Source organism: Bordetella sp. (genome assembly GCF_057362025.1).
Window position 1 is genome coordinate 1 of the sequence record NZ_JBMQQZ010000007.1, and the last position, 20,049, is coordinate 20,049.

Here is a 20,049-nt window from a genome sequence, read left to right on the forward strand (position 1 = left end):
GACGCTGCCTACCGTAGCTCAGTCCAGAATGCTGCTTGACGGAGCGCCGCACAGGGTTTCTTTCTGATTGCGGATATCGATTTAGATCTTGAGCGTGATCGTCGCAGACGAGCAGCGCGAGACGCAGGGCAGGATGAGCTTATTGGACTCGCGCTCCGCGCTGGTCAGGTAAGAGTCGAAGTGCAAGGGCTGGCCGTCGATTACCGGGACGGCACACCAGCCGCAAACGCCGTATTCGCATTCGCTCTTCATATCGACGCCCGCTTCCCGAATGGCGGCAAGCATGGTCTTGGTCTTCGTCACCGGAATGACGCGCCCGGTGCTCGCCTGGATAACGCTGAATTCCGTGTCGCCCCCCTCTTCCGCGGGGGGTGTGACAGCGGAGAAAAACTCGAAGTGATAATGGCGATCCCGCCCGCTGTGACGACCATGCAGCTGGACCGCCTTCATCATCCCCTCGGGCCCACAGCAATAGACGGCGGTTTCCGGATGCGATGCCGCCAATTCCTGCCCCAGATCGTAAACACCCCCAACACTTGAATCGACATGAACTTGTACGTCGTGAAAGCCAGACAAGTCCGTCAGAGCCGTCTCGAACGCCAGGTCTGCGGGCGAACGCACCATATGCACCAGCCGTGCGCGGATGCCTCTGTCGCGTAGGTCGTAGAGCATCGACAGCAACGGTGTAATGCCGATGCCTCCGCTCAGGAACAGGTATGCGGGAGCCGCCTCGACCAGCGGGAAGTGATTGCGGGGTGCGGAAATGCGCAGGCGGGCTCCCGGGACGGCGTTGTCGAATATCCATTGGCTTCCGCCCCGCGAATCCCGTGCAAGCTTCACGCCCAATTCGTACGTGCCGCCGGCTTTTCGTGCGCCCGTGAGTGAGTAATGCCTGGTCACTCCCTGGCCGCACTCCACGGCAAGATGGGCGCCGGGTTCATAAGGCGGCAACGGCCTTCCGTCGAGCGACTCGAGCTCCAGAAGCAGCGTATCGTGATTCAAACCCGTCGAACGTTTGACGACGGCTTCCATCCACTGCTGCAAGTCGCCTTGTGCTCCACTCATGTCGTTCTCCAAAAACGTGACTGCCGGAGAAAAGAACATCCCCACCGTCGCTGAAGGCACAGCCGGCTGGCCCCAGGACTTTCGTCACCCCGCCCCGCGCTACAGCTCGATCTTGAACAGCTTCGCGGCGTTGCCTGCGACAACCTTGAACCGGTCTTCCGCCGACAACTCATTCAAGATGCGATCGATGTTCTGGGTTGTGTTGGGGTAAGGGCAAGGCGGATGCGGAAAGTCCGAACCCCACATGATCCGGTCGATGCCGATCTCTGTACGCAGCTTTGCGGCCAGGGGGTCATTGATGATGCCGGCGTAGATGTTTTCCTCGACGTAGCGACTCGCCGGCTTTTTTTCCAGGTGGTCGAAGCCCGGGAACGTCTGGATACGGTTGAGCCGGTACTTAAGGATGGGCAACCACGACGCATCGTATTCGGACAGGAAGATCTTCAGGCGAGGAAAGCGATCGAAGATACCGCCGAATATGAACTCATTGGCCAGCGCGGGCTGTGCCTCGTAAAACAGATCGAGGAAGCTGGCCGGGATGTTCTCACGCTCTTTCGCGCCATGATAGGTAAACGGATCTCGCACGCGGCCCGTGACGATGTGCAGGGTGACCGGGATATCGGCCTCCTGCGCGGCGGCCCAGAATTTATCGTACTTGCGGTCGCGATACGGTGCGGCACCGTCCACCGGGTTCGTGCCGATCATGATGGCGCGCGCGCCCCGCTTCAATACGCGCGCCAACTCCTTGACAGCCCAGTCGACGTCGACGATCGGAATCATGGCCACCGCCAGCAGGCGCTTCAAGTCCTGGGAGCAATACTCCTGAATCCAGTCGTTGAAGACTTCAGCACACGCATTGCGGGCCGCACCGTCGGCCATCCGCGGAATCCAGAGTCCCCAGGTCGGATTCAAGACCTCGGCATGGATTCCATCCTTGTCCATGAGCCCCAGGCGATACACCGGATCCGAGCCAGCCTTGGCCAAGTCGTCAAGGCGCCGGTCCTTGCCGTCCGCGCTGACGAGTTCCTCCAGCACGGCCGCTTCACCGGGGCGGCCCACATAGAAGAAATTCCCTTCGTTGCCTTCGAAGCTGCTGACCCCGTGCGGCACCTTTTCACCGAACTTGCTTCCAAGCGTCCGCATCCAGAGGTCCGTGGGCTCGAACACATGGGAGTCTGAAGAGATGATGATGTTGTCCATGAATCGCTCAGTCTAGGGTTGGTTGCCGATAACCAAATATATGCCGTATTGGTATGCCAGTCAAGCCGCCAATTCGCTCGCTATCCGATCCGGACGTTGTCAGCGCGCACGGCGCCCTGGAGAAGCATCGGCGCCTCGCCGATACGGACTTGCAGCTTGCTGCCGCGGCATTGCTGGGCTCGAACGCGTCTGACGGCGAAGCGATGAACCGGTTCTATGGCGTGCTGGCGTGCATGACGGCCAAGGCATCCCACGGCAGCCGCGACGCGCCTTAGTACGACCGAAACCGGATGCAACATATAATGGAAAATCCCGGGCAGAACGAGTACCACCCAGGCTTCTTTGCCACCGGCTAGACACGTAATCGGGAAGTGCTTCGATAGCCGGCGACTTGCCGTCTTATCCGGAAATGACGAATAAAGTACCGGACTTCCCCGCGTCCTTCGTGGATCTTTTGCTCGATGCCGTCATCCTGGTCGATGTGGACGGACGTATCGCCTATGTGAATGCCGCGTGCGAACGCATCTTCGGCTACTCCCCCGAAGAGCTTATCGGCCAATCCATGATCGACCATGTCGTGCCCGAAGACCGCGCAAGGACCCTCGAAGAAGCGAAGCGGGTCATGGCCGGCCATCCGCGTATCGGTTTCGAGAACCGATATATCCGGAAGGACGGCCGCCACGTTCATATCATGTGGTCTGCCCGCTGGTCGGAAACCGACCGATTGCGCATCGGGGTCGCGAGAGACGTCACGGCGAACAAACAGGCGGAAGAGCTGCAGGCGGCGACCTATGCGGTATCCGAAGCGGCGCACGCCGCGACGGATCTGGCGACCCTGTTTCAGGAAATCAGCCAGATCATCGGAAAACTGGTTCCGCTGGCCGGATTGGCGGTCGCGACCTACAAGCCCGGCACGAAGCAGCTCTGCATATCCTATGAAAAGGACTTCCCCGGGATGCCGCCGGAGATTCAGGAACAGTTCCTGAACCGGTACTGCACCGACATCGTTCGGAATGGCAGCCCCAGCATCCTGCCGGATGAAGAGCGACCCGGCAGGCCGGCCGGAGAAACGGTCGGCGCCGATCACGGCTATCTGGTGATGCCGCTCGTGACGCAGAAGGAAGCGATCGGAGCCTTGATACTGACGAGCCGCACAGGTTATTCCGACAGGGATAAGAAGCTTCTGCATTTCGTCTCGGCCCAGATCGCCACCGCGATCGAGCGCAAACGCCTGATCGATGAGCTGGCATACTCCGCGCGGTACGACGAGCTGACCGGTTTACCCAACAGGCGTCTCTTCTACGACCGGATGAAGTCGGCGCTGGCACGGGCCCGCCGCAGGCAAAGCCGCGGCGCGGTGCTGTTCATCGACATCGACGGATTCAAGCGGGTCAACGATTCTCTCGGCCATGCGACCGGAGACCTGCTATTGAAGAAAGTCGCGCTGCGATTGAAGCAATGCGTGCGGGAGGACGATACGGTTGCCAGGCTGGGCGGGGATGAATTCGTCGTATTGGTCGAGGACATCGCCGCCGCGGCGGATACGCAGGCGATCGCAGACAAGATCCGGACCGCCATCGCAACGCCCATCACAGTCGACGATGTCGAGTTGAGGGTGGTCGCAAGTATCGGCGCCGCGGTTTATCCGCAGCACGGCATGATGCCGGAACAGCTGGTCAGGCGTGCGGACGAAGCCATGTATCTCGACAAGAAATCCCGGATTACCGGCACCTCCCACGACACCTGACGTTCCACGTTCATCGGATCAACCGGTCCTGGCCGGCGGGGCGGAATCCGCGTCGGGCTCGCGCCACCGCACCTCCCCGCTCAGCCAGCAGCCCGCCGCGTCTTCGCGGGCCCTCAGGTGGATGGCCGACGGTGCGCCCATTGCGATACCTTGCCGCACGGTATAGACGCCGTCGGGCACCTGGTCCTGCTGGCGCAGATAACCCCACAGCGCCGCCGCGGCGATGCCGGTAGCGGCATCTTCGGGATAGCCCGAGGCCTTTGGAAACTGGCGGGCCCAGGCGCCATCCTTGCCCTGCACATAGGGATAGAGTCCGGTGGAGCCTATGCTTTCGCACAAGGCGCGGATGGCACCGAAATCCGGCTCGAGCGCGTCCAGCGTCGCGGCGTCGGGCAGTCGAACCAGGGTCTTTACACGACTGGTGCCGGCATTGACCGCGTGCAGCCCCCGGGTCCCGCGCGCAATGCCCAGGACGCCGCAAATGGCATCCAGATGATCCGCGCGCAGGGATGCGACCGTCGCGCCGGGCTGAGACACCCATGCCCATCCGCGCGCATCGTCCCAAACGACATCCACCGCGCCGCTCAAGGTCTGCACGCGTGCCGTTCGCGCGGTCCAGCGCCCCCACTGCCGCAGCGCCCACATAGTGCCGACCGTGGCGTGGCCGCACATTTCCATTTCGTGATCCGGGACAAAGAAGCGAAGCCGCCATGCCTGCCCGCCGGAGCCTTGCGTCGGCAGTACGAACGCGGACTCGTGGCCATATCGCGCGGCCAGGGCCTGCATCCCGGCGGACGTCATCCGAGCGGCGTCCAGCACGAGCGGCACGGGGTTGCCACCGCGTTTGCCGGCGCGGGAATCGGTGAAGACATCGAGCAGGATCGCCTGGCCGGCAAGCGGTTCGGCAGGCGGTTTTGCGGGCGGCCGGCATGCGGCATCCGCGGCGAGCGGGCTGGCCCCCGGCGCCTCCCCGGATTGACAGTGTCCATCAATCAAGCTGTGCTCCCACGGAACGGGCGATATCGCCCCAGTACGGGGTCTCACGGGCGACGGCCCGCGCCAGCGCCTCTGGCGTGTCGGGGCGGACATCCACCCCCTTGGATGCCAGGTCCGCGGCGACGGCGGGGTCGCGCAGCACGGCATCGAGCGCGCCGTTCATGCGCGTGACGATGTCCGCTGGCGTACCCTTGGGAAACGTCAGGCCATACCAGAGCTGCTGCGTATAGGCCGGCGCTGCCCCTCGATAGGGGACGTGCGTCATCTGCACGCCCTGGTCGCGGCGGAAGATTTCGCCCAGCGGGTGCGACACGGTGCCGACGCCGACCGACGCAAACGTACTTTGGCCGCGCGCCTTCAGCACTTGGGCAAGTTCGGCCACGGAGCGCGCCTTCAAGGCCGGGTTGGCGACCAGCACGTACGGCGACGTCCCGATAAAGCCGACATAGGAAAAGTCCTGCATCGGATCATAAGGAAGGTTCTTGTACAGGCTCGGACTGACCGCGTGCGTACTGGCGGTCACCGCCAGCGCCGTGTAGCCATCGGGCTGGGCGCGCGCCGCCTGGGCAGAGCCGATGGTACCGCCGGCGCCGCCCAGGTTGTTGATGATGATGGTTTGGCCCAGTTTGCCGCTCAACGCCGGTTGCAGGGCGCGGACCACCAGATCGGTCCCGCCACCGGCCGGGAAGGGAACGACGATGGTGATGGGCTTCCGGGGCCAGGCGGGCTGCGCATCGCCGGTTGCCGGCATGGCCGCCAGCACCAACGCGGCAAAAAGGAACGAAGTCATTCGCGACATGGGGCTCTCCCGTGATATCGACGCACATCCTATGTGCCGCCGGCACCCGTCGCGAAACCCATATGCGACACCGTTCGATCCAAAACGCGACAACGGGCCGGATATGCGGGTAAACGCATGGCTGCCCGGACCCGAGCCGCGTGCACGCAGCCATTAAGATAGCGAAAGGCGATGGGCCGTCCGGAATCTATCCATGTCGCGCAACGTTCCCCTTTCCCCCAAGCTCGGCCTGATCGGCGGCGATGGCTATTCGCTCGCGGCCAGCCGCCAGCCGCGCTATGCCTTTCGCTGGCATGTGCACGACTGTGCCATGCTGCTTTGGCCGCGCACAGGCGTACTGGACAGCGCCTGGGAAATCGGCGGCGCGCGCCAGCGCGGCCGCTTCATCCGGGGCCAGGCCTTGCTATTGCCCGCCTACGTGCCACATAGCACGCGGTCGGATAGCGCGACGCAGCAGCACGGCGAACTGTATCTGGCGCCGGAGCTGCTGGCAGCCTGCGGGGCGCGTGGCGCGTTGCAGATGGACGGTGCCGCCCAAGCCATGCTGGATGCCTTGTGGGCCCCCGCCCTCGCTTCCCGAGCCCGCGACGGGCTGGTACGGGCGCTGGTGGAACAACTTCGCGAAAGCCGGCCGGCGGGCCCCATGCCGGAATCGCCTTTGCTGTTGGCGCGGCGCTGGCTCGATCTGCTGGAACTTGCCCTGGCGTCCGACCGACCCTTGCCGGCCGTGGCGGAATCGGCTGCGTGGCTTGGCGTTTCGACCCGGACGCTGCAGCGCGCCTGCGTGCAGGCATATGGACATACGCCGGTCGCCCTCCGGCGCATGTGCCTGGCGCGTGCGGCCCGCGAGAAGATGTCGATAGGCGTGTCGCCTGCCCAGGCAAGCATGGAATTGGGATTCGCGAACAGCGGCCACCTATGGCGCTTGCTGAAAGCCGTGCCGGATGCCGGCCGGCCCGCCGATACTGCCGCGCAACAGGGTGCGCTCTGCCCTTCCTTTCCGGCACGACGCCGGTAACAAAAGAAGAAGAGCGCAATCCCGGGGAACCTCGTATGCTGGGTAGTGCATTGCGCACATCGCAATCAATCCGGGAGTTTCCATCATGGCCAAAGGTCAATTACGCGGCAACAAAGAGGCGAAAAAGCCCAAGCAGCCGCCCAAAGCTCCCCCCGTTCCGGTATCCGGATCCGGCGCCTCCACCTTCAAGGGGGGATCTCAGTCGGATCCCAGGCGCAAATAAGGGTCAAGCGGCCGGGATAAGGCACGGCCTGGCCGCGGCCAGGCCGGCGCGGACCGGATCGCCGTCCATGCCCGTGGAGCGCGGGGCCAACGCCTGCAGCGCGGCACCGCTCATGGTGCAGCAAAAGCGCAGGCATGGCGCGGTCACCGGCCATCCGCCCGGCGATGCTGGCGCGCCGGCATGCCAGGGATTGAATGCGCCCTTGCCTCGATTCTTGGGAGGACTCTCGCCATGCAGAACCTGCAGGAAGCCACCGAACGCATCTGCGAACTCAAGGGCAACCTGATTGCGATAGACGTACTGCTTCCGGTGCTGCTGAAAACACTGCCGCCGTCCGCCTGCGATGCCCTGGCGCGCTCGTTCGAGGCACATGCTGAAGTCGCGCGCACCGTCATCCTGAACTCCACCCTGTCCGAGCACGTACTGGCCGCCTTCGAGCGGGAGATTGTCCGGACCCAGGCGGTCCTTGCCAGGATTGCACCCCAACCGGAGCTCCGGGATGCCCCCCTGGGCGCCGACTCGGTGTTAATGGCAATGACGCGCGTGAATACGCTGGCGGGGCAGCAACGCCTGTCCGGCGCCAGCGGGTTTTTCTTCCGTCGCGAACATCGCCTGTTCCTGGTAACGAACCGCCATGCCTTTGCCGATGAGCCGAGCGGGCACTTTCCGGACCGCATCGAAATCGGGGTACACACCGACCGACGTGACCTCACCAAGCACGCGGTTCTCGCCCTCCCGCTCTATCGGCACGGAAGACAGCTGTGGATGCAGGCCCCCGCCAACGCAGGCATCGTCGACGTCGCGGTCATCGAAATCGAGGCCGGACGGCTGCCCGAGCCATCCGTGCTCCAGGCATTCGACCCGACGCATCTGGACCTGCAGGGCGTGGAGGTGGCGCTCGGCGACGCCTTGACCGTTATCGGTTTTCCGTCGGGGTTCCACGATACGATCCATCATCTGGCCATCGCCCGGGAAGCTTCCGTAGCTTCCGCCTACGGCGTCCCTTTCCGGCAGCAAGGCTATTTCCTGACCGATGCGCGGACGCACCGCGGCAGCAGCGGCGCCCCTGTCCTGCGTCGCCAGAGCGCGCGGCCGACGGACGGTGCGGCGCTGCCCTGGCAATTGCTGGGCATCCATTCCAATCGTATGGATGCGGGCACGGCGGAACGGGCGGAAGACGCGTCGCTGGGCCTGAATCGCGCCTGGTACGCGGGCGTCCTGATGGCCCTTACGAACGAGTAAAGCACCGCGACGTACGGGGGCGCGCGCTTTCATCGCGAGGAAAAAAACGGGTCCACGTAGACGATTTTTTCTAGAAAAAGTATTCTACGCGGCAATTTTGCTCCCTCTCGGCCCCTCAGTGACCCGTACCGTTCCTTTCGCCAAGCCCACTCCCGCCGAGCTCCACGTATTGCGGGCTCTATGGGCGCTCGGGCCGACGACGGTGAAGCAGGCGCACCAGGCCATGCAGGCGGAGCGGCCGGATCTAAGCTATGCCACCGTCCTGCGGCAGATGCAGATCATGCACGCCAAGGGGCTGCTCGAACGCGATGAATCGGAACGTTCGCACGTGTACGCGCCGGCCCAGACCCAGAACGCGTTGCAAAGCAGCCTGTTGAAGGACGTGATCCAGAAGGTCTTTTCCGGCGACGGCAAAGCGCTGGTGCTGGCCGCGCTGCGCGCGCATGTATCGCGCGAAGAACGCGCCGAAATCGAACAATTCCTGCAGGGAGAGCGGCCATGAGCGGCCGCGCCGTCGTTCCCGCCCTCCTGCAGGCGTCCAACATCGAGACACCGTTCCCGCCGCCCGCCACGCCGCGGCCGGACGGCGTCGCCTTTTCATGGCCCTTTTCACCCGACCATGCCTGATTTCCTTCTTCCCTTGCGCGCCCTTGCGCGACGCGCCGCCGCCCGCCTGATACTGCGCGGCGCCGCCGCGACGACGCTATTGGCATTGCCCCTGGCGACGCACGCCGGCACGGCGGACCCCTCGCAAACCGCGCACAAGACCACCGTCAAGAAGGCGGCCGTCAAGACCGCCGCCGCCAAGAAAACCGGCAAGATCATCTATCGTTCCCGCTCCCACGGCAAACCGGCGGTGCGCCATCGTGCCGGCGCGCACCGCGCAGTCGCGTCGCACACCGCGCTGGAGCTGGACCCCTACGCCACCCGGCCGTATGCGCCGGACGGCAGCACGCTGCACTCGGAAGTCGCCTACATGGTCGACGAAGCCAGCGGCCTGCCGCTGGTGGACAAGAATGCCGACGAGGTCGTGCCGATCGCCTCGATCACCAAACTGATGATGGCAATGGTGGTGCTGGACTCCGGCGCATCCCTGGCCGAGCCGATCCGCGTCACGGACGAAGACCAGGACTTCGAGAAGCACACCGGATCCCGCTTGCGCGTGGGCTCGGTCTTGTCTCGCGAAGACATGCTGCACATTGCGCTGATGGCATCGGAAAACCGCGCGGCCGCGGCGCTGTCGCGCTACTACCCCGGCGGCAGGCCTGCCTTCATCGCCGCGATGAACCATAAGGCACAGTCCCTGGGCATGACCCATACCCATTTCGAGAATCCGGCAGGGCTATCCAAGTACAACGTATCGACCGCACGCGATTTGGTAAAGATGGTCCAGGCCGCCGCGCACTATCCTCTGATCCGCTTGTATTCCACCGATCAGAACTACACGGTGAATACGGGCAAAGGCGTCCTCGATTATCGAAGCACCAATATCTTGCTGGGCAAACCGGACTGGGATATCGGCCTGCAGAAAACCGGCTTCATCAATGAATCGGGAATCTGTCTGGTCATGCAGGCGACCATCGAGGACCGCCCCATCGTCATGGTGCTGCTGCATTCCAATCGCCGGCACGCGGATTTCCTGGACGCCGAACATCTGCGCACCGCGATGCTGAAGAACGCATTCCCCGTGGCAAGCACCCAGCGCAATTACGCCAACGCCGACGCGCATCCGATGTAATGGGGAAATCCGCTTCCTTGGCGCTCCGGCGGGACGGCGACGCCGCGGCAAAACGTTCGGCCGTGGCCGATATCGCGGCGGACAGCGGCCTGATCGTCGGCATCGACGGCCTGGCGCGCCCCCCTTGGGCCGCCGTGGATCCTTTGCTTCAGGCTTACTACGACACGGAATGGGGCATGCCGGTACGCGACGAACACGGGATGTTCGAGCGGCTGGTGCTCGAGGGCTTTCAGTCCGGCCTGTCGTGGGCGACCATCCTGCGCAAACGCGAGGCTTTCCGCGAGGCCTTCCATCGCTTCGATCCGGACAAGGTCGCCGCCTACACCGAAGCGGATGTCGATCGGCTGCTGGCCGATGCGGGCATCGTCCGCAATCGGGCGAAGATCCTGGCCACCATCAACAACGCCGGCGCCACGATCCGGCTTCGCGACGATGGCGGGCTGGCGGCGTTCATCTGGTCTTTCCAGCCGGCGCAAACGCCGGCGCCGCGCACACTGGCCGAAATACCGACGACATCGGAGGCCTCGATCGCCCTGAGCAAGGCGCTGCGCAAGCGCGGCTTCGCTTTCGTCGGCCCCACGACCATGCATGCGCTGATGGAGGCGACCGGCATTATCGATACCCACCTGGTGGGCAGCCACCGCCGCGGCGCTTCCGGGGTATGGCCGAAATAGGCAAGCCGCATTGACCGAGCGCGGCCCGCCGGGTGGACTCGGTCAGGTTCCCATGCGCAGCGGCGCCGTCAGCTTGCGTAGCGTGGCCAGCACGCTTTGCGCCGTGATGCGCCCGGTCTTGGGGTTTTCCGACGGGATGTTCTGGATCTCCATCGAAAAGGTTGCCGCGTCCGAATCCACTTCCACGCGATGCAGGTTGCGTTCCAGCGAAGGATCGGCCCAGATTTCCAGTGTGGTCTTTTCCGGACCGATGCCCGCCAGTGAAACGCTGACGGCGACATTGAGATTGGCGGGAAAGCCGATGGCGGCCTCGCGCGGCGAACCGCGGAAGATCAGCGTGGGCTGGGTGACATCCGACAGATCGATATTGTTGGCCTCGAGATAAGGCGCGCCGAGCAAGCCGCGAGGGGGCTTGCGGGTAATCATGGTTACGGAACGGATCTTCCCTTCCGCCGCGGCGGTCAGCGCGTCCAGGCCCAGGATGGCGCCCGACGGCACCAGGATCTGCCCGCCGCTGGCCCGCGCCGCTTCGATCAGTTCGGGATGCGACAGCAAGGCGCCCGAACTGAGCACGACGGCCTTCTTGCCGGCGCGCAGCACGGGGCCGATGGCCTGCGCGAATACCGCGGCGGGCGCGCATTCCACGACGACATCGCACAAAGGCTCCAGGCCGTCCAGCGTGGTGATCGCCGGCGGCTTGCCTTGCCAGGAAACGGCGGCCTGCCGCGAAGGGTCGCGTACCGCGACGGCAGCCAGCGTCATGCCGGGCAACACGCCCGAATCCAGCGATTTGGCCACCGATTGCCCAATGGCGCCGAAGCCTGCGATACCGATACGTATTCCGCTCATGAACATCCTTGTCCGGACGCGGCGCCGTTGCAGTCATCGGTGCCCGCCGCATCCCCGTTACCGTGGTCGGGATCCTCTACCTGCACCGTCACATGGGAAATGCCGAAGCGTTCCGCGACCCGCAGCCGCACCGCGCGGATGACGTCGCCCGCTGCGACGCCCTCCGGGGGAACGACATGCAAAGTCAGCAAATGCTGCTCCGACGTGATCGACCAGGCGTGGATATGATGCGCGACGCGCACCACCGCGACATTCTGCTCCAGATCGGCCTTGATTGCACCGGGCTCCAGGCCCGGCGGCGTCCCTTCCAGCAGGATGTGTCCGCTCGAGCGCACCAGATGCCAGGCGCTTTTCAATACGATCAGGGCCACGAAGATGGAAAGGATGGGATCGATCGGCGTCCATGCCGTCAACATGATGACCACCGCCGCCACGATGGCGGCCACCGAGCCGAGCATGTCGCCCAGTACGTGCAGGAGGGCGCTGCGCATGTTCAGGTTGCTTCGGCTGCCGCCCGTCAGAACGAAGAAGGCCACGATGTTGGCCGCCAGCCCGGCGATAGCGATGGCCAGCATGGTGCCGGCCATGACGTCGACCGGTTGCCAAAACCGCTGGATGGCTTCGCCCATGATCCAGACGGCGATGGCGAACAGGGCCAGCCCATTGACGAAGGCGGCAAGGATTTCCAGGCGCCGATACCCGTAGGACATATGCTGCGTCGCCGATCGCCGGCCGAAGCGCAGCGCGACCAGGCTGAAGCCAAGCGCCGCGGCATCGCTGACCATATGGCCCGCATCCGCCAGCAAGGCCAGCGAACCCGAAACCACCCCGCCGGCGACTTCGACGATCATGAACAGGACGATGATGGCCAGCGCCCAGGCCAGCCGCCGCTCGTCGGCCGTGCCGGCGCCGTGGTCATGGCCGGCATGGCCATGCGCGCCATGGCCGTGGCCCGACTTCGGTTCGCCGGCGGGAGCATGGCCGGAAACGCCCTGTCCATCGCCGGGCCCCTCCTGTCCGCCGGCCCTATGGGCGTGGGCGGCTTGCGGGCGGCGATGTGCTTCAGCGTCGTGGCGATGGGGCATTCCGCGGACTCCAGGATCGGGGTTTGTGTTGCCGAATATACCCGGTGGCGATGGCGCGACGAGATGCCATGGTGAGTTTCATTGATTCCAGGCAAATCATCCTTATCCGAGACAGCCGCGCTCGAACCTAGTCCGTAGCGGCGGTAACCGATCTGCCGGTGATTCCATCGAGGCATCGCTCCGGCTGCACCGTTTCGTGGCGCCGGAATTCCAACCCCATCCAACGTCGCACACCATGCCACCCATCAATGCCACCGCCGTCAGCCGCAGCATCGACAACCTCTCCTGCACCGATACGCCGCCGGCAGCCGGCAAGCTCGGAGACCACTGCTTCACGGCGCAGGATCTCCGGGATTCCGGCCGCGCCGCGAAATCCCCCAAGCCCATTCCGGCCAAGCGCACATTGATTCTGGTCGCCAGCCAGGACGCAGCGCCGGCCGCTGCCCGCGAACCCGCCGGATCCACTGCGAGCACACCGGATTCCGGCCTCCATTCGGCATCGCCGCCTGGCACGCCGACCGGATCCTATCCGGCCAGCCGCCATCTTGCCGTCGACGCGTCATGGCACAAGGCCGATGGCCAGGGTTGGTCCCGCGGCCGATCCAGCACGCGCGCGGACAGCATCGACGAGCGCAGCGATGCCCCATCGGACTTGTCGGACTATCCGCACAGTCTCAATCCTTTCGACGACGACACGTCCATCGATTCGTTCGGCCTGGATCCAGCCAAGGATGCAACGTCCGTGGATGGAGACGACCCGAATGCGCGGGGCTACGGCAAGGTCCTCCCCGTGGCAGAACCCGCGGCGACCATCGACATACAAGCGCCTTCGCTCCCGCCTGCCGCGCCGTCCGCCGCGAGATCGCCCGCCGTCGTCGCCAGCGCCTACCAGTATCAGGATGTCGACATCGCCATCCAGGCCCTGCGCGCCGCGCTCGATCAGGCCTCCGCGCAAACCCCGGTCTCGCCCACCCGGCCAGCACGGTACACGGGGGCCCGCCAACTGCGGGCCATCGCCCGCGCCCAGCGGCATTCCACGGATGCCCTCCATCATCGCGCGCTGGATTTCTACCAGGCGCTGATTACGCTATCGCGTCCCGGCCGGTATGACGGGCCGAGCACATCCGCACAGAAGCGCGCGGCGCTGATGCTGGCCGCCTTGGCGCAACGCGCGGCCGCGGAAGGCTATGAAGCCGTCGACACGGACCTGATAAAACGTGTGCTGACGCCGATGCTCCATAGCCTGCCCGCGGAAACCCTGTGCGAACTGGGCCGATTGAACGACCGTAACGACGGCTTGGGCGACAAGCTGCTGCGCGACGCCGGCAAGCTGCTCGGCACCGGCACTCGCGGCCAGACGCCCAAGGCGCAACAGGCCGCCCGCGAACGAGAGATCGCATCGACCCTGCTCGGGGTCGTCGCCGAACTCGGCCGCGAACACGCGCGCGCCGCATCCTGGGACCGCCAGGTGGCGGTGGCGCTGGAAGCCGCCCGCAACGGGCAGCACCAGCAACTCGATGGCGCCCTGCGTGAAATGTGGCAAGGCGAACTGCAGACCGCGGAAATCGACAGGCCTCGCGTCAGCCGGCTGCAGGATCTGGCAAGACGCCTGTCGGCGGGCCAGCGGCATGCCTTGGCCACGATGCTGGGCGTGACCGGGCCGGCGGATGCCACCACGGCGGCGTTCGACGAGTTCCAGGCGCACCGCCTGGCGGAGTTCGAACGCGACGCGGTCATACAGCGTCAGATGCTCGGGTTTATCGACCATCTGCGGGCCGCCAGCCGCGCCACCCCCGTGGGCGGCGTGAACGCCGGGACGACCTTGTCCCAGCACCGGCCCGACGCCAGTGCCGGCGCGGCCGCGTACCCGGAACCCATCGCACCGCGGGCAACGTTCCAGGCCACCTTGCAGCGCCTGCGCGACAGCGTGCTTTCGACGTTCCGGCGCAAACCCACCACCCGCGATGCCGCCAAGACGCAGATCAACCATGCGGTACGTACCCTGATCGCCGGCGATCGCTTTACCGCAGACCAGCTGGAGGCACTGCGTTCGACCAGCCTGCAGTTGAACGGCAAACTGGGACAAGCCAGGGGCACGGCCTTCCAGGGCGTGCTGATCCAGGCCCAGCTGAGCCGGCTCGATCCTGGCCAACTGGCGCAGCTCGAAATCAATCTGGCCGCCGCACGCGATAAATCGCCGTCCTCCGCGGAAGAAGACACAACCCTGGAAGCGTTCTACGACACGCTGCGGGAAAGGCTGGAACGAGAGGCGGGGATCCGTCGCGGCGCCGCGGCGCTAAGCCAGGTGCTGGCGGCACTGCGCCAGCCACGGCACCCGGAAAAGCTGCTGAGTGCGCTGGATATGCTGGCCGATGCCCAATACCAGGCGCCGGCCAGGCAAAGCGAGCTGGACTTCTACACGGACGCCCTGGGCCGCCTTGGCGATGCCGCCCGCGCGACGCTGCAGAAGCGCCTGCAGGGACGCCAGGACGTCCAGCGTCATATGCGGCGTATTGACGACCAGATCGGCTACCTGCCCTCGGCGTGGCTGCAATACCGACGCAGCCAGCTGGAAACCCTGGCGATCGCGGCGCGCGCAACCGCGTAGTCCACGGGTAGCGAAAACGCAAACGCAAGGGGATCCGCATTACCAGATCCCCTTGCCGCCCGCCGCGCTGCGCTTGGATTGAAACGCCTCCACCAGGAAATCGACGAACACCCGCACCTTCGCCGATAGATGGTGGCGTGTCGGGAAAACCGCGTAAATGTCGGCCGGCGGCAGCCGGTAATCCTCCAGCACCAACTGCAAGAGCCCGCTACGCAGATAGCGGGCAAGGTCCCACTCCGCCCGCTGCAGGATGCCCAGCCCGGCCATGGCCCACGTCAGAGTCACCTCGCCGTCATTGCTGCTAAGACTGCCCTTCACCTTGACCGTCTGCGTCTCTCGCCCCTTGGTGAAGCGCCAAACGCCGTACGCGGATTCATTCTGGCGCAGGACGATACATTGGTGGCGCAGCAGGTCGCGTGGCGTCTTCGGTATCCCGTGCATTTTCAGGTAAGCGGGTGATGCGCATACCAAACGCCGATTCGGTGCGATCCTGCGCGCAATCAGCCGCGTGTCGGGCATTTCCCCGAACCGGATGCACACGTCGAAGGCCTCTTCCACGAAGCTTGCCGGCGTGTCGCTCAGGTGCAACTGCACGGCTGTTTCGGGATGCGCTTGCGAGAACGCCGCAATGACGGGCGCGATATAGGTGCGGCCGAAACCCAGCGGCGCATTCACCTTCAGCAATCCTTGCGGACGTACCCCGCTGCTGGCGACGAGCTCATCGAGCTCCTCGATCTCGCCAAGGATGCGGCGGGCGTTCTCCAGGTACAGCTCGCCTTCGGCGGTCAGGCTGATCCGGCGCGTCGTTCTATTGAGCAGGCGCACCCCCAGGCGGGTTTCCAGCTGCCGCAGGCGCTTGCTGACCGCCGCGGTGGTCAACGCCATTTCGCGCGCCGCGCCGGTAAGGCTGCCCGCCTTGACCAGTTCCACCAGCAGAACGAGTTCGTTGGAATGACCCATTGTTAACCAGGAAGAAAAAGCAATTTGAATTATGGCGCGTCCGCAGGGCCGCGCACCAGTCCATATTCCCCCCTCGAAAGCGGGCGCGGGGATAACCGGCGACGCCGCCCGCGGCGCGCGCCAAGGCCAGGATCCGCCTGACGAGTGCCGCACACGGAACCGAGCAAAGGAGAATTCATGCGTGAATACAGCATCGCCGCCATTCCCGGCGACGGCATAGGATCGGAGGTCATCGCGGCCGGGCTGGAAGTCCTGCGGGCACTCGCCGCAGCCGACGGCGGCTTCGGCCTGCGCATCGAACACTTCCCATGGAGTTCGGCGTACTACCAGGAACACGGCCACTACATCCCTCCCGACGGCCTGGCGCGTCTCAAGGCGTTCGATGCCATCTTCTTCGGCGCCGTCGGCGCGCGCGAGGTGCCGGATCATGTCTCCCTGTGGGGCCTGCGCCTGCCTATCGCGCAGGGCTTCGACCAATACGCCAATGTGCGGCCCGCCCGCGTGCTGCCCGGCGTAAAAAGCCCGCTGGCCAACGGCGAGGACATCGATTGGGTCATCATCCGCGAAAACTCCGAGGGTGAGTACGCCGGCAACGGCGGCCGGGCGCATCGCGGCCTGCCGATAGAAGTGGGTACCGAAACCGCCGTCTTCACACGCGCGGGCGTGGAACGCATCCATCGTTTCGCCTTCAACCTCGCGCGCGGCCGGCCCCGCCGGCACCTCACGCTGGTGACCAAGTCGAATGCGCAGCGCTTCGGCATGGTGATGTGGGACGAGATCTTCTACGAGGTCGCGCGCGACTTTCCCGACGTCAGTACCGACCGGGAACTGGTGGACGCCGTCACCACCCGCATGGTGCTGAAACCCGGCACCCTGGACGTGGTCGTCGCCACCAATCTGCACGCCGATATCCTGTCGGACCTGGCGGCTGCCCTGTCCGGCAGCCTCGGCATCGCGCCCACGGCAAACCTGAACCCGGAGCGCAGCTTTCCCTCGATGTTCGAGCCGATCCACGGCTCGGCCTTCGACATCACCGGCAAGGGCATCGCCAATCCGATCGCCACATTCTGGACCGCCGCGATGATGCTTGAGCACCTGGGCGAAGCTGCCGCGTCTGCCCGCCTGATGAAGGCCATCGAAAGCGTGACCGCGGCTCGCGTCTTTACCCCCGACCTTGGCGGCAGTGCGACCACGGCGGACGTTACCCGGGCCGTACTCGCGGCGTTGGGCCGAATGGCCTGACGCGCGGCGCCCGAAACCGCCGCCGGACAACGATAACTACCGGCGGCGGCCACCGCAGACCAACCAGAGGAGACAACAATGCCTGACATCCTGCGCGCATGCGTCGCGGCGGCCGCCATATTCCTGGCGGCCGGCACCGCCTCGGCGCAATCCTATCCCGACAAACCCATCCGTTTGATCGTGCCCTTCCCGGCCGGCGGCACCACGGATATCCTTGCCCGTACGGTGGGCCAGCACCTGACCCTGGCCTGGGGACAACCCGTGGTCATCGAGAACCGGCCCGGGGCCGGCGCGACCATCGGCGCCGACGCGGCGGCCAAAGCGCGGCCGGATGGCTATACGCTGCTGATGGCGGCCGTGCACCACACCATTGCCGCCACCTACTACAAACACCTGCCCTACGACGTCCAGAAGGACCTGACGCCGGTATCGGTGGTCGCGATCGTGCCGAACGTACTCGTCGTACGTCCGGAGCTGCCTGTATCCAGCGTTCAGGAACTGATCGCCTACGCCAAGGCCAACCCCGGCAAGCTGACCTACGCCTCCAACGGCGCGGGCACCGCTCACAATCTGATCGGCGAGCAGTTCAAGGCCATGACGGGCACGGACATCATGCACATTCCCTATAAGGGCAGCGCACCGGCGCTGACCGATCTCATGGGCGGGCGGGTCACCATGATGTTCGATACGGTGTCCTCATGCCTGCCCTATATCAAGGCAGGCAAACTGAAGGCATTGGCGGTGGCCACGACGACGCGGTCCAGCGTGCTGCCGGAAGTGCCCACGTTGTCCGAGGCGGGCCTGAAGGGATTCGATATCGCTTCGTGGTTCGGTGTGATGGCGCCGGCCGGCACCCCGCCGGCGATCGTCGAGAAGCTGAGCGCGCAGATCGACAAGGACCTTGCCGACCCGGCGGTACGCAAGCAATTGCTGCCCCTGGGCGCCGAGCCGGTGGGCGGCACGCCGCAAGCCATGAAGACGCGGATCGATACAGAGGTGCGCGCCTACGGCGATTTGATGAAGCGCGCCGGCATGCAGGAACAATAACGTCAACCGGCGGGAACGGCCTGCTGGAAGGTGAAACTGTCCGCGTAGAGATGCTCCATACTGGCGCCCAGCGTGGCGAACACGGCCTTGGCCTCGGCGATCATATCCGGAGATCCGCACAGATAGATCGCGTGTTCGGACAGGTCCTCGTAGTCCTGCGCGACCGCGTCCTGGACGTGGCCGCGCCGTCCCTGCCAGGACGCGTCGGCCCGCGACAGCACCGGCACGAAGTCGAACTCGTACAGCCGGTCCTTCCAGCTTGCGATGACGTCGCGCAGATACAGGTCCGCCTCGGTACGCATGCCCCAGTACAGTTTGACGGGCGGACAATCCGGATCGTCCAGCAGCGACTCCAGGATAGCCTTGATGGGCGCCAGCCCGGTGCCGGTCGCAACCATCAGCAAGGGGCGGTAGTCCTCGGCGTGATAGCAGAAGGTACCGAGCGGCGCCTCGATATGCAGCGGCGTACCGGGCGCCGCCTGTCCCAGCACGGCATCCGTGAAGCGGCCGCCCGGTATGCGCCGGATGTGGAGCTCGATCTCCGTCCCCCCGGCGCGCGGCGGCGACGCCATGGAAAAGCTGCGTGCGCTGCCGTCGGGCAGCAGGATATTCATGTATTGCCCCGGCTGGTAATCGGGCAGGCTTCCTTGCGGTAGCGTCAGCACGAGATGCAGTACGTCCTCGCAAGGCCTCTGGATACGGGCCAGGGATGCGGTGGCCCGGACGGGATCGGGCAGTACCGGCCCGCGCGCCGGTATGGACAGGACCAGGTCCGACAGGGGCCTGGCCTGGCAGGCCAGCGCATACCCCTGCGCATGCTCGGCTTCGCTCAAGGCAAGCGGGAATTCCTCGTAGGCAACGCTGCCCTCGACTATCCTGACACGGCAGGTGCCGCAGCCTCCGAAGGTGCATTCGTGCGGCAGCGCCACGCCGGCGCGCGAGGCCGCATCCAGGATGGATGCGCCATCGTCCACCGTGAACGTGTGCGCGGGTTCGAGCAGGATGACGCGATGGCCCATGGCAGACTCCGGCGGGTTATTTCTTGATGTCGGCGGCGACCAGCACCTTCATGCCTTTGTCCGCCAGCAAATCGGCAAGCGCCTGCAAGGCGGCCAGGCCGGCCGCGGTATCCTGTTCGCCGTTGCCGCCGCTCAAGCCCACCCCGCCGATCACTTCGTCGTTCACGACGATGGGAAACCCGCCGACAAACACGGCGAACTTGCCGTCGAAGCTCCACTGGATGCCGAAGGCTTCGTTGCCGGGCAGTGCGGGCCCATTGGGCGGCGTATTGAACAGGTGCGTGGAACGCTTATGACCGGCAGCGGTGAAGGCCTTGTTCCAGGCGATCTGCGGCCCGGTGATGCGGGCGCCGTCCATGCGTTCCATGGCGATGGGATAGCCGCCATCGTCGGCAATGCACACCGTTTCCAGCACGCCGATTTCGCGCGACTTCGCGATCGCGGCCGCGATCATCGCGCGCGCTTCTTCCAACTCCAGCCTGTATACCTGTTTCATGTCCCGATCCTGCCTGTATGTCGTTCGATGATGAATGGATG

20 protein-coding genes are annotated in these 20,049 nt (G+C 65.1%); 11 read left to right on the plus strand and 9 right to left on the minus strand.

Annotated features, from left to right (window positions below):
- Positions 1-81 precede the first annotated feature (81 nt).
- Both ACO1P8_RS02705 and ACO1P8_RS02710 read right to left on the minus strand, forming a co-directional pair.
- On the minus strand, positions 82-1,065 hold the full coding sequence (locus ACO1P8_RS02705) for a PDR/VanB family oxidoreductase (RefSeq protein ID WP_486294394.1): 984 nt from the start codon (positions 1,063-1,065) through the stop codon (positions 82-84).
- Positions 1,066-1,164: 99 nt separating this feature from the next.
- Complete coding sequence (locus ACO1P8_RS02710; RefSeq protein ID WP_486294395.1) at positions 1,165-2,265, minus strand: amidohydrolase family protein; 1,101 nt, start codon at positions 2,263-2,265, stop codon at positions 1,165-1,167.
- 53 nt (positions 2,266-2,318) lie between these two features.
- Between ACO1P8_RS02710 and ACO1P8_RS02715 the strand changes: the two genes are divergently transcribed.
- Together ACO1P8_RS02715 and ACO1P8_RS02720 are read left to right on the plus strand one after the other, a co-directional pair.
- The gene (locus tag ACO1P8_RS02715) at positions 2,319-2,540 is read left to right on the plus strand and encodes a hypothetical protein (protein WP_486294396.1); all 222 of its coding nucleotides are present in this window, start codon (positions 2,319-2,321) and stop codon (positions 2,538-2,540) included.
- A 170-nt stretch (positions 2,541-2,710) separates the two neighbouring features.
- A complete protein-coding gene (locus ACO1P8_RS02720; RefSeq protein WP_486294397.1) occupies positions 2,711-4,012 on the plus strand; it encodes a PAS domain-containing protein in 1,302 nt (433 codons plus the stop codon).
- 18 nt (positions 4,013-4,030) lie between these two features.
- Here the strand turns inward: ACO1P8_RS02720 and ACO1P8_RS02725 are convergent, their stop codons facing one another.
- Together ACO1P8_RS02725 and ACO1P8_RS02730 are read right to left on the minus strand one after the other, a co-directional pair.
- Positions 4,031-5,008 carry a PhzF family phenazine biosynthesis protein gene (locus ACO1P8_RS02725; protein ID WP_486294398.1) on the minus strand — a complete coding sequence of 326 codons (978 nt, stop codon included), beginning with the start codon at positions 5,006-5,008 and terminating at the stop codon, positions 4,031-4,033.
- The gene (locus ACO1P8_RS02730) at positions 5,001-5,807 is read right to left on the minus strand and encodes a Bug family tripartite tricarboxylate transporter substrate binding protein (RefSeq protein WP_486294399.1); all 807 of its coding nucleotides are present in this window, start codon (positions 5,805-5,807) and stop codon (positions 5,001-5,003) included. The genes ACO1P8_RS02725 and ACO1P8_RS02730 overlap by 8 nt, the downstream gene beginning before the upstream one ends.
- A gap of 193 nt (positions 5,808-6,000) precedes the next feature.
- Between ACO1P8_RS02730 and ACO1P8_RS02735 the strand changes: the two genes are divergently transcribed.
- From ACO1P8_RS02735 to ACO1P8_RS02760, 6 genes are all read left to right on the plus strand, one after another.
- Entirely contained in the window at positions 6,001-6,825 is an 825-nt protein-coding gene (locus ACO1P8_RS02735) for an AraC family transcriptional regulator (protein WP_486294400.1), read from the plus strand.
- Positions 6,826-7,279: 454 nt separating this feature from the next.
- Positions 7,280-8,290: a S1 family peptidase gene (locus ACO1P8_RS02740; RefSeq protein WP_486294401.1), complete on the plus strand. Its 1,011-nt coding sequence runs from the start codon at positions 7,280-7,282 to the stop codon at positions 8,288-8,290.
- 118 nt (positions 8,291-8,408) lie between these two features.
- Positions 8,409-8,792 carry a BlaI/MecI/CopY family transcriptional regulator gene (locus ACO1P8_RS02745; protein WP_486294402.1) on the plus strand — a complete coding sequence of 128 codons (384 nt, stop codon included), beginning with the start codon at positions 8,409-8,411 and terminating at the stop codon, positions 8,790-8,792.
- The gene (locus ACO1P8_RS02750; protein ID WP_486294403.1) at positions 8,789-8,917 is read left to right on the plus strand and encodes a hypothetical protein; all 129 of its coding nucleotides are present in this window, start codon (positions 8,789-8,791) and stop codon (positions 8,915-8,917) included. The genes ACO1P8_RS02745 and ACO1P8_RS02750 overlap by 4 nt, the downstream gene beginning before the upstream one ends.
- On the plus strand, positions 8,910-10,028 hold the full coding sequence (locus ACO1P8_RS02755; protein WP_486294404.1) for a serine hydrolase: 1,119 nt from the start codon (positions 8,910-8,912) through the stop codon (positions 10,026-10,028). Before ACO1P8_RS02750 ends, ACO1P8_RS02755 begins: the two co-directional genes overlap by 8 nt.
- 62 nt (positions 10,029-10,090) lie before the next feature.
- Positions 10,091-10,702: a DNA-3-methyladenine glycosylase I gene (locus ACO1P8_RS02760; RefSeq protein WP_486294469.1), complete on the plus strand. Its 612-nt coding sequence runs from the start codon at positions 10,091-10,093 to the stop codon at positions 10,700-10,702.
- A 42-nt stretch (positions 10,703-10,744) separates the two neighbouring features.
- Here the strand turns inward: ACO1P8_RS02760 and ACO1P8_RS02765 are convergent, their stop codons facing one another.
- On the minus strand, positions 10,745-11,551 hold the full coding sequence (locus tag ACO1P8_RS02765; RefSeq protein ID WP_486294405.1) for an aspartate dehydrogenase: 807 nt from the start codon (positions 11,549-11,551) through the stop codon (positions 10,745-10,747).
- Positions 11,548-12,636, minus strand: coding sequence for a cation diffusion facilitator family transporter (locus ACO1P8_RS02770; protein WP_486294406.1), 1,089 nt, complete (start codon positions 12,634-12,636; stop codon positions 11,548-11,550). Before ACO1P8_RS02770 ends, ACO1P8_RS02765 begins: the two co-directional genes overlap by 4 nt.
- 235 nt (positions 12,637-12,871) lie before the next feature.
- Here ACO1P8_RS02770 and ACO1P8_RS02775 point away from each other — a divergent pair, with 235 nt between their 5' ends.
- Positions 12,872-15,244: a coiled-coil domain-containing protein gene (locus tag ACO1P8_RS02775; RefSeq protein WP_486294407.1), complete on the plus strand. Its 2,373-nt coding sequence runs from the start codon at positions 12,872-12,874 to the stop codon at positions 15,242-15,244.
- 39 nt (positions 15,245-15,283) lie between these two features.
- Here the strand turns inward: ACO1P8_RS02775 and ACO1P8_RS02780 are convergent, their stop codons facing one another.
- Positions 15,284-16,204 (minus strand): LysR family transcriptional regulator, encoded by a 921-nt coding sequence (locus ACO1P8_RS02780; RefSeq protein WP_486294408.1) that lies wholly within the window; start codon positions 16,202-16,204, stop codon positions 15,284-15,286.
- Positions 16,205-16,381: 177 nt separating this feature from the next.
- On the opposite strand from ACO1P8_RS02780, the gene ACO1P8_RS02785 reads away from it, so the two are divergent.
- Both ACO1P8_RS02785 and ACO1P8_RS02790 read left to right on the plus strand, forming a co-directional pair.
- Positions 16,382-17,446, plus strand: a complete 1,065-nt coding sequence (locus tag ACO1P8_RS02785) for a tartrate dehydrogenase (RefSeq protein ID WP_486294409.1) — start codon at positions 16,382-16,384, stop codon at positions 17,444-17,446.
- A 78-nt stretch (positions 17,447-17,524) separates the two neighbouring features.
- Positions 17,525-18,493 carry a tripartite tricarboxylate transporter substrate binding protein gene (locus tag ACO1P8_RS02790; protein WP_486294410.1) on the plus strand — a complete coding sequence of 323 codons (969 nt, stop codon included), beginning with the start codon at positions 17,525-17,527 and terminating at the stop codon, positions 18,491-18,493.
- A gap of 2 nt (positions 18,494-18,495) precedes the next feature.
- Here ACO1P8_RS02790 and ACO1P8_RS02795 read toward each other — a convergent pair whose 3' ends face one another.
- Positions 18,496-19,512, minus strand: a complete 1,017-nt coding sequence (locus tag ACO1P8_RS02795) for a 2Fe-2S iron-sulfur cluster-binding protein (RefSeq protein WP_486294411.1) — start codon at positions 19,510-19,512, stop codon at positions 18,496-18,498.
- 16 nt (positions 19,513-19,528) lie between these two features.
- Positions 19,529-20,008, minus strand: coding sequence for a GlcG/HbpS family heme-binding protein (locus ACO1P8_RS02800; protein WP_094844087.1), 480 nt, complete (start codon positions 20,006-20,008; stop codon positions 19,529-19,531).
- Between the last annotated feature and the right edge of the window lie 41 nt (positions 20,009-20,049).